Below are 14,164 nucleotides of genomic sequence, written 5' to 3' on the forward strand. Positions count from 1 at the left end.
CCGAGTTTGCAGAAGGCCGCCGCACGGGTCGGCGGCCTTGTCGCGTTTTATGCCTCGAGCCCTACTTGCCGGTCTTCAGCGCGTCTTCCAGACGCTTGGCCGCGTCGGCCGGTGAGACGGAGCCATCCAGAACACCCTGCAGGGCTGTGTAGTAGGTATCGGTCGCAGCCGGCGGCATGGCGGTGTCGTAGAAGGAGTCGAGATGGCCGGCCGCGCTGACCAGGCCGTTGCTGATGCCGTAGAGCACAGGGCCGGCCGCGGCTTCCGTGGTGGCGCCCTTGACGGTTACCATCGTCTTGCGCAGCTCCACATACTTGGTCATCACCTCGGGCGAAGTGAGGAACTTCAGGAGCGTCACGGCGTCCGCCTTGTCCTCGGCCTTCTGGGAAATCCCGAAGGAGGCGGCGACGCCGGCAAGAACGTCGGACTGGTCGCCCGCTCCGCCCTGAACCGTCGGGAAGGCAAAGAAGCCGAGGTCGAAGCCTTCCGGCGCATCCGATGACGCGCCGATCTGCCAAGTGCCGTTCAGCATCATTGCCGCCTGACCGTTCAGGAACAGCATGTTGGCTTCCTGATCGCTCATGCCGTTGAAGCCGGTCGGGAAATATTGCTTGCTGGCGATGTCGGCGACCTTCTCGAAGGCCTTTTCACCTTCCGGGCCGAAGGTTGCCTTGGCATCGCCATTGACGAAGGAAGCGACCACGCCGGAGCCCTTCAGGCGCATTTCCAGATACTGAAACCAGAAAGTGGCTGGCCAGGAATCCTTGTTGCCGAGCGCGAAAGGAACGATGCCATCGGCCTTGATCTTGTCGGCGAGAGCCATCAGCTCGTCGTAGCTCTTGGGGACCGTCCAGCCCTTTTCGGCAAACAGCGCCTTGTTGTACCAGAAGACGACGGAATCGACGTCGACCGGCACGGCATAGGTATGGCCATCCTTGCTGGTCTGTGCGATGGCGCTTTCAAGGAAGCTCTGACGCCAGCCGTCCTTGGCGAGATCCTGGTCCAGCGCATACATCTGACCACCGTTGACGAAGGCGTTCAGAAAGCCGCCCGGCAAGGTGTAGAACACGTCCGGCGGATTGCCGGAAGCCATCGCGGTGTTCAGCTTGGTCTTGTAAGACGATTGTTCCGCGGCCACCACGTCCAGCTTGACGTCCGGGTGCTTCTTGGCGAATTCGCCCAGCGCGAAGTTGATGAAATCCACCTTGTCCTGCTGCCCGGCATAGGCATGCCAGAATGTCAGTTCGCCGGCCATCGCCGGAAATGCCGCAAGCGCCAAGGCTGCGCCCATGAGAAGACGTTTCAGCGTCACGATATCCTCCCCATCCTCCTCGAAACGTGTTCACAGCCCCTCCGCTGTGTCATGCAGTGATGCCACAACAAAAAATTATTGTCTATAGTGACACCACAACATCGCCATGCTAGCTTTCTCATCGACAGCGTCCGCGAGCGAAAGAACCACCATGACCGTTGACCTGCGTGGTCCAGTGAACCCAGCCAGCAGCCGGCTGCGAAGTGTTCTGCCGAAATTGTCCGAGTCGGAGCGGCGCGTGGCGCTGTGGGTTCTCGAGAATGTCGATGCGGCCATCCGTAATTCGATGTCGGCCATCGCGCAGGCGACGGATGTCAGCGATACGACCGTGCTGCGCATGTGCCGTACAGCCGGTTTCGAGGGATTTACCGATCTCAAACTGGCGCTGGCGCAGGAGCCGCGCGACAGGCGCGGCGAAGCCGGCAGCGAGCCGCAGGCCAGCGACCTTCAGGCCGCCGTTCGATTGTTTCGCGCCGTGGCCCAGGCCGTCAGCGATACCCAGGGCGTGCTCGACGAGACGACGTTCACGAAGGCGCTCGATCTGATTGCGGGCGCGCGGCATATCCTTGTCGGCGGCGTCGGCGGCTCGGGCATCGTCGCGCAGGCGCTTTATCAGCGCTGCGTTCGTCTCGGGCTCCGTTGCGACGCGCCCGTCGATTCACAATTGCAGATCATGCATTCGGCGCTCACCGGGCCGGGAGACCTCGTTGTGGTCATCTCCTATTCCGGCATTACCAGCGATCCCGTGCTGATCCTTCAGGAAGCAAAATCTCGAGGAGCCGCAACGCTCTGTATTACCGGCAACAGCGCCTCGCCGCTCGCGCGGTTGGCCGATGTCGTACTCGTCAGCGTTTCTCATGAGCAGGGCAGCGAGCCGATGGCGGCACAGATTGCCCAGATGGCTCTTATCGACGCCCTCTATTCCGCCCTGGTCGCACGCAACACCGAGCGGGCTCAGCTTACCGAGGAACGCATGGTCAACGCCATACTTCCAAAATCGATCTAGTCATTGAAACAGGTACTTCCGTGAAAGTTCAAATCTATACGATGCAGACCGTCTCCGAAGCCCTGGCAGCTGCTGCTGCCGGCGTGGATTATCTCGGCGTGACGCCGTCCAATCGCGGTCTCCCGGGCGAAATCAGTTTCGAGACGGCCCGGGAAATCGTCGATGCGCTGAAAGGCAAGGCCCGGCGCGTGGCATTGTCCGTCGAAAGCGACCTCGGTCTTATCGCCGACATGGTCGGCTCGGTGCGTCCGGACGTGCTGCATCTATGCGGAGACATCAGGCTGGTGACGCCGGAGCGTGTGCGCCAGCTGCGCGAGCGCCTGCTGCCGCTTTATCCCGGTCTGCAGATCCTGCAGGCCATCCCCATGACCGGGCCGGAAGCGCTCGATCATGCCGCCGCTTTCGAGCCCTATGCGGATTCCTTCATCCTCGATTCGGTCGCAGCCCACATCGACGGCATCGGTGCCGCCGGCGTGACCCATGACTGGTCGCTGAGCCGCGAAATCGTCAAGCGCAGCAAGCTGCCCGTCATCCTGGCGGGCGGGCTCGGACCGGACAATGTCCAGGCCGCCATCGCCGCCGTTCAGCCATGGGCCGTGGATTCGCTGACGCATACCAACAAGCCGCTGCCCGACGGTGGCTTCCGCAAGGATATCGACAAGATCGCCGCCTTCGTAAAGGCCGCCAAGGTCAACTGAGCAAAGCCGGGCGGCCATGAGAAAGGGGCGGTGCGGGAAGCGCCGCCCCATTTTCGTATCGACGCGGCGTCAGGCTGCCCCCATCCGCATCTGCATGGCGGCATCTCCGCGCATCAGGGATTCGGCCGCCTCCATGATTGCGTGCGTATCGATCCCGAAATGGGCATAGAGATCGGCGATCGTGCCGGTCTGGCCGAAGTGCTCGACACCGAGCGACACGGTCCTGTGGCCATGGACGGAGCCGAGCCAGCCGAGCGTTGCGGGGTGCCCGTCGGTCACGGTGATCAGGTTCGCGGTACGGGAAACGGCGGCGAGCAGCGTTTCCACATGGCTGAAGGCCGAGGCGTGGCCGTGCCGGCGGGCGCGCTGCGCGGCTGTCCAGCCGGCATTCAGCCGGTCGGCCGAAGTGACCGCCAGTACGGCGATATCGCCATGCGCTTCCGCAAGCTGTCCAGCCGCCATCAGCACTTCCGGCGCGACGCAGCCCTGATAGGCAAGCACGATGCGCGTGCGGGCGGACGGCGGGCGCAGCCAGTAGGCGCCATCGATCACACCCTGCCGGAAAACAGGGTCCTCCCGCCGGATCGCGACTTGCTCCAGCGGCCGCGTCGTCAGGCGCAGATAGACAGAGCCGCCCGTCTCGTCGCGCAGCCATGTGCGCTCATCGTGCTTTGCCTCGCCATCGCGCTGCATGTAGTCGAATGCCCAGCCCATGATGACGGACAGTTCGTCGAGGAAGGCCGGCTCGAAGCTCGCAAGTCCGTCCTGGCTCATGCCGATGAGCTGCGATCCTATCGACTGGTGCGCGCCGCCTTCCGGCGCCAGCGTCGCGCCCGAAGGCGTGCCGACGATCATGAAACGGGCATCCTGATAGCAGGCATAGTTCAGGGCATCGAGGCCGCGGGCGACGAAGGGATCGTAGACCGTGCCGATCGGCAGCAGGCGTTCCCCGAACAGCGAATGGGAGAGACCGGCGGCGCCCAACAGCAGAAAGAGGTTCATTTCGGCGATGCCGAGCTCGATATGCTGGCCGGTCGGCCCGAATTCCCATTTCTGCGCTGATGGCACGCGCTCGTCGCGGAACGTATCGGCCAGCTGCTCGCGCGCGAACAGCCCGCGGCGATTGACCCATGGGCCGAGATTGGTGGAGACGGTGACGTCCGGCGCCGTGGTGACGATGCGCGCCGAAAGGGCATCGTCCCGCTGGGCGAGCGCATCGAGGATCTTGCCGAAGCCCGCCTGCGTCGACAGCTCGCGGTCTTCGAGGAAGACAGGACCGGAGGAGGGCAGGGCGGGAGCCTTGAAACGGCGCCTGCCCTCGGCAAAGAACGGCACGGTCGCAAGGAAGCGGCGCACCGGCTCGGGGGCGGGGATCGCGCCGAATATCTCCCACTCCTTGCCCTCTTTGACGCCGATGCGGTTCTGGAAGGCTTCCATCTGCGCCTTGGTCATCAGGCCGGCATGGTTGTCCTTGTGCCCGGCAAGCGGCGTGCCCCAGCCTTTGATCGTATAGGCAAGGAAGACGGTCGGCCGGTCGTGGTCGATGCTTTCGAAGGTGCGGATCAGCGTTTCGAGGCAATGTCCGCCAAGATTGTTCATGAGATCGGAGAGCTGTTCATCGCTGCGAGCGCCAAGAAGATCGGCAACGCCGGGTTCTGCGCCGATTTCGTCGGTCAGCCGCTTGCGCCAGGCGCTGCCGCCCTGGAAGGTCAGCGCCGAATAGAGCTGGTTCGGACAACGATCGATCCAGCCGCGTAAAGCGTCGCCACCGGGTTCCTGGAAGGCGGCTTCTTGAAGCACGCCGTACTTCATCACCTTCACGTCCCAGCCGAAAGCCGTGAATATGCCTTCGATGCGCTGCCACAACCCTTCGCGCACCACGCCGTCGAGGCTCTGCCTGTTGTAGTCGATCACCCACCAGGTATTGCGCAGATCGTGCTTCCAGCCTTCCTGCAGGCATTCGTAGATATTTCCCTCATCAAGCTCTGCATCGCCGACCAGCGCAACCATGCGCCCGCCCGGTCGCGTCTTGGACCATGGTTTTGCGGCGATATAGTCCTGTACGATCGAGGCAAAGGCTGTCATGGCGACGCCAAGCCCGACGGAGCCGGTGGAAAAATCGACGTCGTCGATATCCTTGGTGCGGCTGGGATAGGATTGCGCGCCGCCGAAACCGCGAAAATTCTCAAGCTTCTCCCGTGTCTGATTGCCCATCAGATACTGGATGCCATGGAAAACGGGTGAGGCGTGGGGCTTGACGGCGACGCGGTCTTCCGGCCGCAGGACATGGAAATAGAGCGCCGTCATGATCGAGGCCAGCGACGCGGAGGAGGCCTGATGGCCGCCGACCTTGACCTCTCCCTTGGCGCGCAAATGGTTGGCGTTGTGGATCATCCAGCAGGCATGCCAAAGAACCTGTCGCTCCAAGTCTTTCAGGCATGCCAGCGTTGCTGGCGTTATGGCCGGCGCAGTCATCGTCATTCGTCTCCTCCAGGTCAGTCCCGGCGAAATGCTACACCTGAATTCGAGATTAAACTGGTCTCAGTTGACCCTGAATTTGGAAAATGCGAAATCTTCTTTCGAAAAATCCTCTCTCGTCGGTCAATTATGCCTGCTCTCAAATCCCCCCTCGACGCAGCGTCCATCCGGATCCTCGATCTCCTGCAGCAGAATGCCGAAATGAGCATTTCGGACCTGGCCGAGGCGACGGGCCTTTCGGCCTCTCCCTGCTGGCGGCGGGTCAACGAACTCAAGGAAAGCGGCCTCATCAAAGGCTCCGTAGCCCTTGTCGACGCGCAATCGCTTGGGCTTGCCGTGAACGTCTTCGTGCAGGTCTCCCTCAAGCAGCAGGACCGGGAATCGCTCGATGTCTTCAACGCCGCGATCCGGACGAAACCGGAAATCGTCGAATGCTATCTGATGACGGGCGAGGCCGACTATATGCTGAGGGTGGTGGTCGAGGATCTGATGAAGTTCCAGGCGTTGGTGGTCGATTTCCTCACCCGCATTCCCGGCGTCGCCAATATCCGCTCGAGTTTCGCGCTCAGCCAGATCAAATATACGACGGCGCTTCCGACCGATCATTTGAAATCGAGAACTTGAGGCCCGCCGTGCTCGATGGGTCGATCGCATCGCGCGGCCGCATCGCCGCTGCCGGTCAGCTCAAATCACGGGCAAGGGCACAATAGACCGGCCGGTCTGTCGTTCCGGCAAGCCGGGTGACGGATAGCGCGATCGGCGGCAGCCGCGATCCGGCTTCCAGCTGAACGGCCGCACCATCGATGCGGACAAGATGCAGCTGATTCGCCAGATCGGGTTCGTCCAGCCCGTCGAAAATGCCGCGGCCGCTGATCTTCAACGCCGCTTCCTTGGCAACCCACAGGCGATAGCAGGCGTCCAGGGCGGCCGGGGTATCCAACGCGGCGATCGCCGCTGCCTCGCCTTTTGAGAAATGATCGGCGGCAAAGGCGACCGGATCGAAATCATGACTGTCTTCTATCTCGATATCGACACCGACCGCTGTGTCAGGCGAGAAGCCTGCCAGCAGCAGGTCGGCACGATGCGAAAGGGAGGCGCCCAGTTCATGATAGGGAGGTTTCAGCGCTGGGCGATCGCTTGGCCGACGATAGATGAAAAGATCATCCCGCTGCGCAGCGCTTCTCAGCGCGGCTTGGGCTGCTTCGTCCCGCGCTTCCCGTCCGCCCGGAGCCGGGCGGACAAGGACGGCGATCGCATCTGCAACCGTCAGGACAAGCTCGAAACGAGGCGTTATCACGCCGGCGCTCATGCCGCCGCGGAGGGCAGGGCTTCCTTTTGAACGACGGGCGCAGGTTCCTGCTCGGCTTGAACGGCCTGGGCGGGCGTGCCGACCCATGACGTTCCCTGCGGAATGGCCTCGCCCTTCATGACCAGGGTCAGAAGCCCGATCTCGGCGAAGTCGCCGACATTGGCTTCGTAAAGAACCGTGCTGCCGGAACCTATGGACACGCCTTCGCCGATCTTGATGCTGCCCACCTTCATGATGCGGTCCTCATAGAGATGGGTTTGCGGGCACGATCCCATGTTGAGGACGGCATGGTCGCCGATATGGGTGCAGTCGAACTCGCAGATATCGGTGCTGTTGATCCATGTGCCACGGCCGATCTTGGTGCCGAAGGGACGCAGGAGCCAGGGCAGGAAGGGCGTGCCGCGCAGATAGTCGAGCAGCATCTTGCTGGCAAGGCCGCCATAGAAGACCGCGACGGCCTCGGTGCGCATCGCCCACCAGGACCACATCGGCCGGTTCATGGGCTTATAGGTGCCGATCAGGGTCCACTTGAAAGCGACGGCGACCAGATAGAGGATGCCCGAGGTTGCCAGACCGGATGCCATCAGCGTCCAGAACAGCGTGCCCCAGGCGCCTTCATCGATCGCATCCGCCAGCATGTCCGACATGACAAGCGCCATGACGATCAGGATAGCCGTCGGCAGGGAGGTATGCATGGCCTCGAACAGGATGCGGACGAGGCGCATGCGCAAAGGCGGGGCATATGTGGCCGTGGCCGCGGCCTGCAGCCTTTCGCGCGTCGGGAACTGGAAGGCCGGGCTGCCGCACCAGGTCTCGCCAGCCTTGACGTGCATGGAGTCGGGCAGGCGCGTCTTGATGCCGACCAGCGAGTCGCTCTCGATCACCGCGCCCTGCGAGATGACGGAGGAGTTGCCGAAGAAGCAGCGGTCGCCGGTCTTCAGGCGCTTGAGCACCATCCAGCCGTTCTGGATTTCCTCGTCGCCGAAAATGGTCTCGTCGCCGATGAAGTTGTCGCGGCCCATCTCGATGAGGTCGTAGCGGCCGGCGAAGTTTGCGGAGATCTCCGTGCCCTTGCCGATCTTGGCGCCCATCAGGCGATACCAGTTGCGCATGAAGACGGTGGCATAGAGCGAGTTCAGCGTTTCGAGCATCGCCTCGGTCGTCAGGCCGACGACCCATTTGCGGAAATAGAGATTGCCGAAGATCGAGTAGCGGCCCGGTACGACGCGGGGCAGCAGCACCCACCGCAGCGCCACGACGACGGCCATGGATATGACGATCAGCAGCAGCGAGGCCGGCCAGGAAAGCGCGGCGATCATCCCCCAGGACAAAGGCTCATCGGTGCCCGGCGAGAACATCTGCTGGACAGCTGTAAACAGGAAGAAGGCCGGGAAGATCGGCAGAAGGCCGACGACAAGGCTGAGATTGTAGGCGACGAAATAGGCGGCGAACTGGAACGCCCGGCCGACGGTGCTCAGCTCCGGATGGGCAGGCATCTCCTCATGTTCCGCGTCGCCTGTCAGGCGTGCCGGCGAACCGTCCCAGCGGGTATGGGCTTCGACCTTGGTGCCGGCGGCAAGCGCCGTCAGGTCGCCGATGACGGCGCCGTCGCCGATCTTGACGTTGTGGCCGATGACGCAACCATTGCCGATCTGCACGCCTTCGCCGATGTCGATCGTGCCGACATGGATCTCGTTGCCGATGACCTCGACGTTGGCGAGCTTCAGCTTGACGCCGAGGCTGGATCTTGCGCCGACGCGCACCAGGTCGATTGCACCCTCTTCGAATTCATCGATCATCGCGTCCTGACCGACCTGCGCCCCAAGCGCGCGCATATAGACGCGGATCAGCGGCGAGCCCTTGAGGAATTTCGGAGCGGTGAGCTGAACGATGCGCTGCATCAGCCAGATGCGGAAATAATAGGTGCCCCACAACGGATAGACACCGGGACGCGTGCGGCCGATGACGAGCCATTTGAGCGCGACGACCATCAGCTTTTCGCCGAGGTTGAGGCCGAGGTAGACGCCCCCAAGAATAAGGACTTCGCTCCAGACCGATGCGCCATCACCGATCAGCAGGATCGAAGCCAAAAGCAGGCCGATCCATTGCAGGGTCGCAAGCGCGACGATGAAAGGCAGCACCACGGCCTGGGCCAGACCGCAGAGGAAGCGCCGGCGCCAGGGAGCCGGCTCGAAATTCTTGCGCTCCTGCCCGGAGGTGCTGCGTTCGGTCCGCTGTTCCAGAATTGCGGCGATACCCCGCAGCGTGCGGCCGGCATAGACGTCCCGCAAGGCAATTCCCGCCAGCAGCGGGATCTTGCGGACTTCGGATACGAACCGGGCAGCGAGCATGGAGTGACCGCCGAGCTCGGTGAAGAAATCGGCTTCGAAGCTGATGGAGCGCAGGCGAAGCGCCTCGGTCGCGGCCTTCAGCAGCTGGGCTTCGGTCCAGGTGCGCGGCGGCTCCTGTGCCTGGGTCGACTGATCGGTTGCCAGCGGGATGGCGGCAAGCGTCTTTCTGTCGATCTTGCCCGAGGGCAGGCGCGGCAGAGACACATGGCTGTGCCAGGCGGCGGGCACCATGTAGGGCGGCAGCTTGGCGGCCAGAACGGCGCGCGCCTTTTCGCGATCGAAATTGTTGCCCGCGGTCACGATATGCGCGACCAGCATGTCCTCGCCGTCCGGCGGCCGATGGACGACCACGGAGGCTGCCTTCACGTCCGCAAGCTCGCCGACGACCGTTTCGATCTCGCCGAGCTCGATGCGATAGCCGCGTATCTTGACCTGATCGTCGATGCGCCCGAGGAAGTGAAGCTCGCCTTCCTCATCCATCAAAACAGCGTCGCCGCTGCGGTAGAGCACCGGGTCGCCATTGGCGACGAAGGGATTGGCAATGAACTTCGCGGAGGTCAGCTGCGGCAGGTTCCGGTAGCCGGCAGCCACGCCCGGGCCGCCGATCAGCAGTTCGCCGGTATCGCCGCGCGCGACCAGCTGCAGGTTTTCGTCGACGACATAGGCGGTTGTGTTGGCGATCGGGCAGCCGATCGTGATCGGCCGCGAGGGGTCGAGTTCGGCATAGGTGGCGACCACCGTCGTCTCTGTCGGGCCGTAGGTATTGATCAGGCGCCGGCCGGGTTTGGAGAAACGGCTGACGATTGCCGGCGGGCACGCTTCGCCGCCGACGATGATGACGCGCAGGCTTTCGACGTCGCGTTCCAGCATGGTGAGCAGCGTCGGGACGGTGTCGATGACCGTGATCTTTTCCGCTTCCAGCACATCCGCGAGCCGGTCGAGCTCCGCCATCACCGCCGGCGTCGCGACCTTCAGGGTGGCGCCGACCAGATAGGGAACGAATATTTCCTCGAGAGAAAGATCGAAGGCAACGGAAGCCTGCTGAAGAACGACGTCCGATTCGACGAGACCCAGAACGTCGTTACCTGCCCTCAGATAGTGGCAGATGTTCCGGTGCGTGATGACGATGCCTTTCGGCTTGCCGGTGGAGCCGGAAGTATAGATCGCGTAGGCGGGGTCGTCGTTGCCGGCGGCGCGCGGAACGACATCCGCATTGTCCTCGGCAAGCAGCGACGTGAGGAGAAGGGTCTGGCCATCGAAGGCAGGGGCAAGGGCCGCCTTTTCGTCATGCGTCAGCAGCCATTTCGCGCCGCAATCGGCCAGGCTGACGGCAACGCGGTCCGCAGGAGCGGCGGCATCGAAAGGAATATAGGCGGCGCCGGCCTTGAGGATAGCGAGAAGCGCGACGTGAAGCTCGAGCGAGCGCTGGAACCACAGGCCGACGAAATCGCCGGGGCCGATACCCCGGCGGCTCAGCGCGCGCGCTGCCTCGTCGGACAACCGGTCCAGCTCGGCATAGCTCATCGCCTGGTCGGTTCCGATCAGAACGAGCGCCGCCTTGTCGGGGCTGCGGGCAACCGTCGCCTTGAATATGTCCACGAGGGTTTCGTTGCGAACAAATTCGGGTCGAATGCTGCCCGAAAATACGGAGAGGCTGGCATTGGAGGTAATCGACGAAATCTGGATAGTCATGGTAACTTCTGCAAAACGAAACTCGGCACAATCAGCGTGCCATCTGCCAACGCTTATACACCTTTCAATTTGCAGCTCTCTTACGGGGGTTGTCAGGGAATTGTAATGTTGAGAAAGTTATGCTTGAGCGGTGCGGGACACGGCCTGCGTGCAATCTCGGAAGAAGGATGAACATCGTTGCGCATAATCGGGCGAAGAGCCGACCGGCCCCGCCGGCTATCCGTTATCTTGGTAACGGCTTTGCTGAGTTGCATAGGCATGGAAGCATCCGCCCGTTCGCATAGCAGCGTCCTGGTGGAGGATACCGGCACGCTGCGGCCCTTGCGTGATATCTATGCCGTTGTCGCCCGCGAAATGCCGGGCCGGGTGCTGCGAATCAAGCGGGTTCGCCGGGCCGGGCGTCAGGCCTATGCCGTGCGCGTGCTGAAAGCCGACGGCAAACGCGGCGATATCGTGCTCGATGGCGCTTCGCTTGCCGTGATCGAGAGACGCTGACGATGCGCATTCTGATTGCGGAGGACGAGCCCAGCATCGTAGCGGACATGCGCCGCTGCCTGGAGGACCAGCATTACATCGTCTCCACGGTCAGCAACGGCGAAGAGGCCTGGTATCGTGGCGACATCGAGCATTTCGACCTTGTGATTCTCGATCTCGGACTTCCGAAGCTCGATGGGCTGACGGTGTTGCGGCGCTGGCGCGCCGAGCGTCGCGGCATGCCGGTAATCATCCTGACGGCCAGGGACGGATGGCGCGACAAGGTCGACGGCATGGATGCCGGCGCCGACGATTATCTGACCAAGCCGTTCCGGATGGAGGAGCTTCTGGCGCGCGTGCGTGCCCTGATGCGGCGTGCGACCGGGCAATCGTCCCCGATCCTGTCCAATGGCGTCCTCGAACTCGATACCCGTCAACGCACGGTCTCGTTTCGCGGTCAGCCGGTTCAGGTCACGGCGCTCGAATACCGGCTTCTCGCTTATCTGATGCACAATGCCGGCACCGTCCTGTCGCGCTCGCAGATTGCCGACAGCATCTATGACGAGGAAACGGAGCTTCTGTCGAACGCGCTTGAGGTCGTCGTCGCGCGTCTGCGGCGCAAATTCGATGGGACCGTCATCGAGACCCGGCGCGGGCAGGGCTATGTCATTCCGCGCGAGGCGCCTCCGTCATGACGCCGTTTTCATTGCGGGGACGGTTGCTGCTGGGTTCCGCGGTAGCGATCATCGTTGCAACCTTTCTCGCCGGCGTCGGCATCAATGCGATTTCGGGGCTGGCCGTCAGGGCGCTCGCGCTCTCCGAGATAGACGAGGAACTGCGCGTCCTGCTGGCCGCTGTCGATATCAACTCATCCAACCAGCTCTTTCTCGACGATACGCCGACGGATCCCCGTTTCGGTATCCCGAATGGCGGTTTCTATTGGCAGATCGGGCGCAGCGGCAACGTCGAGCTGCGGTCGCAATCGCTCTGGGAGCAGAACCTGCCATGGCTACGTTCCCGCTCCCGCCCTCGCGACGCCGGTCGGGCGACCGACATGAAAGGGCCGAACGGCAGCCATCTTCTCGCCGTCGAGCGGTCCATTTCCATCCCTTCGGCCGCGGGCGATCAGATCGTCGACATCGTGATGGCGCTCGACAATAGCGAGCTTGCGCCGGCGCGCTGGCGCTTCTTTTATGCCATGGCACCCTCGCTCGGCGTCTTGTCGGTTGCCCTGATTGCGGCGGTCATCGCGTTCCTGCGATACGGCTTGCGGCCGCTGAACGATCTTCGCACGGCCCTGATGGCGGTGCAGGAACGATCCGCCCGCAAGATCACCGGCCAGTTTCCGCGCGAGGTCCAGCCTCTCGTGGACGACCTCAACGGTCTTCTGGCGTCGCGTGAGACGCAATTGACGCAGGCCCGCGCCCGCGCCGGCGACCTGGCGCACGGCCTGAAGACGCCGCTGGCCGCGCTCGAGGCGACGGCGCGCATGCTTTCGGAAGAGGGCATGTCGGAGCGGGCGGCGGCGATTCAGGCGGAAGTCAGCCGCATGGAGGCGCAGATCAAGCGAACCCTGGCGCAAACCCGCGCAAGCCTGGCGGCCGCCCATACCGTGGGCGTCCTGAACGCCAGCGCCGACCTCCAGAAGATCATTTCGGTCATGCGGCGCCTGTCTGTCGAACGCGAGATCGAGTTCGATCTCGTCGCACCGGGCGAGATGTGGCTGGCGATCGACGAAGCCGATTTCGCCGACATCACCGGCAATCTGATCGACAATGCCCGCAAATGGGCGGCGGGCAGGGTCAAGGTCCGCCTGTCGCTGTTGCCCGAGCACGAAGGCGCGGAATTGCTCATCGAAGACGATGGCCCGGGCTTGCCGGAGGACGCGGAGATCGCCTTCATCCGCCGTGGCAGGCGGCTCGACGAAAGTGTCGCAGGCACCGGTTTCGGCCTCGCCATCGCGAAGGATCTCGTGGAGGCCTATGACGGCAAGCTGACGCTCGCCCGCTCCGACCTCGGCGGATTGTCGGTCACGGTCAACCTGCCGGTGCGACTGATCAAGGACAGGCAGGCAGCGCTGGACGATTAGGCCGAGCCGACAAAGGCCCGTCGGGTGCTTGCTCTCCTTGCCCCGGTCATGTCTTCAGAAGCGCAGGTTTCGCCCCGTCCGGCGACACAGCGCCGCAAGAAGCCGTTGCGCGAATAGGGGTCAATAGGCATTTCGCGAAGACCAGGGCTGAGATGTCCCGGGAAAACGACGATCCGCGTTGAACCGGGTGCGGGCGGCATGAGCTTTGCGATTTCGCGATCCATTTCCTTGCAAAGCCACGAAGCCCGGCACTCCTCCGGTTCCAGCGATCCATCCGACGCCGTCCGATCCGATTCTTGGCCGACAGGCTCGATATCCAGGCTTTCGACTGCTGCCAGCCGGTCGAACCGGGACAATTATTGGAGAACTAGGACACGAAACATGGCGAGGAGGGCGCGATGGCCCGATCGTAAAATAACCGACCGCCGGTCTGCTCTATCAGATTATCCGATTGCGCTGCTCGGCGAACCGTTCGACGAGCGGATCGATGAAGAGACGGTGCAATCGCACCTGCCATGGGAGAATGAAAATGGTTGAGCTGCCGCGCAAGGACGCCTTCGAGACCTCTGCAAAAGCTGATGGCAAGATCAGGGAAACCCCATCGGTGGCGGCCCAGGAGATCGCGCTTGCCGTGCCGGCGAAGGTCGAGACGTCCGTCCTCAAGCGGAGCCTCCTCATTGCGGCGTTGGTTGCTGTTGTTGGGGTTGGCGGGGATTTTGGCTATCGCTACTGGACGGTGGGGCGTTTCATCGAAT

10 protein-coding genes and 1 pseudogene are annotated in these 14,164 nt (G+C 63.0%); 7 read left to right on the forward strand and 4 right to left on the reverse strand.

The window, feature by feature from the left end; translation table 11 throughout:
* Nucleotides 1-61: 61 nt before the first annotated feature.
* Entirely contained in the window at nucleotides 62-1,312 is a 1,251-nt protein-coding gene (locus ACQZ6J_RS27265; RefSeq protein ID WP_449086420.1) for an ABC transporter substrate-binding protein, read from the reverse strand.
* A gap of 151 nt (nucleotides 1,313-1,463) precedes the next feature.
* Between ACQZ6J_RS27265 and ACQZ6J_RS27270 the strand changes: the two genes are divergently transcribed.
* Complete coding sequence (locus ACQZ6J_RS27270; RefSeq protein WP_163988468.1) at nucleotides 1,464-2,318, forward strand: MurR/RpiR family transcriptional regulator; 855 nt, start codon at nucleotides 1,464-1,466, stop codon at nucleotides 2,316-2,318.
* A gap of 20 nt (nucleotides 2,319-2,338) precedes the next feature.
* Nucleotides 2,339-3,016 carry a phosphoribosylanthranilate isomerase gene (locus ACQZ6J_RS27275; protein ID WP_449086421.1) on the forward strand — a complete coding sequence of 226 codons (678 nt, stop codon included), beginning with the start codon at nucleotides 2,339-2,341 and terminating at the stop codon, nucleotides 3,014-3,016.
* Between the two features lie 69 nt (nucleotides 3,017-3,085).
* On the opposite strand, the gene ACQZ6J_RS27280 is transcribed toward ACQZ6J_RS27275, so the two are convergent.
* Entirely contained in the window at nucleotides 3,086-5,497 is a 2,412-nt protein-coding gene (locus tag ACQZ6J_RS27280; protein WP_449086422.1) for a transketolase-like TK C-terminal-containing protein, read from the reverse strand.
* Between the two features lie 126 nt (nucleotides 5,498-5,623).
* Between ACQZ6J_RS27280 and ACQZ6J_RS27285 the strand changes: the two genes are divergently transcribed.
* A complete protein-coding gene (locus ACQZ6J_RS27285) occupies nucleotides 5,624-6,118 on the forward strand; it encodes an Lrp/AsnC family transcriptional regulator (protein WP_163988471.1) in 495 nt (164 codons plus the stop codon).
* A gap of 55 nt (nucleotides 6,119-6,173) precedes the next feature.
* Here ACQZ6J_RS27285 and ACQZ6J_RS27290 read toward each other — a convergent pair whose 3' ends face one another.
* Nucleotides 6,174-6,791, reverse strand: a complete 618-nt coding sequence (locus ACQZ6J_RS27290) for a 4'-phosphopantetheinyl transferase family protein (protein WP_449086423.1) — start codon at nucleotides 6,789-6,791, stop codon at nucleotides 6,174-6,176.
* Between the two features lie 8 nt (nucleotides 6,792-6,799).
* Nucleotides 6,800-10,846, reverse strand: a complete 4,047-nt coding sequence (locus ACQZ6J_RS27295; RefSeq protein WP_449086424.1) for a Pls/PosA family non-ribosomal peptide synthetase — start codon at nucleotides 10,844-10,846, stop codon at nucleotides 6,800-6,802.
* A 258-nt stretch (nucleotides 10,847-11,104) separates the two neighbouring features.
* Between ACQZ6J_RS27295 and ACQZ6J_RS27300 the strand changes: the two genes are divergently transcribed.
* The 4 genes and pseudogenes from ACQZ6J_RS27300 to ACQZ6J_RS27315 all read left to right on the forward strand — a co-directional run.
* Nucleotides 11,105-11,341, forward strand: a complete 237-nt coding sequence (locus ACQZ6J_RS27300) for a PepSY domain-containing protein (protein WP_163988474.1) — start codon at nucleotides 11,105-11,107, stop codon at nucleotides 11,339-11,341.
* Between the two features lie 2 nt (nucleotides 11,342-11,343).
* Nucleotides 11,344-12,015: a response regulator transcription factor gene (locus ACQZ6J_RS27305; RefSeq protein WP_163988476.1), complete on the forward strand. Its 672-nt coding sequence runs from the start codon at nucleotides 11,344-11,346 to the stop codon at nucleotides 12,013-12,015.
* Nucleotides 12,012-13,409, forward strand: a complete 1,398-nt coding sequence (locus tag ACQZ6J_RS27310) for an ATP-binding protein (protein ID WP_449086425.1) — start codon at nucleotides 12,012-12,014, stop codon at nucleotides 13,407-13,409. Before ACQZ6J_RS27305 ends, ACQZ6J_RS27310 begins: the two co-directional genes overlap by 4 nt.
* A gap of 529 nt (nucleotides 13,410-13,938) precedes the next feature.
* Nucleotides 13,939-14,164: pseudogene (locus ACQZ6J_RS27315) on the forward strand (HlyD family secretion protein); the annotation flags it as partial.

The sequence above is a fragment of the Rhizobium sp. A37_96 genome (assembly GCF_053521765.1).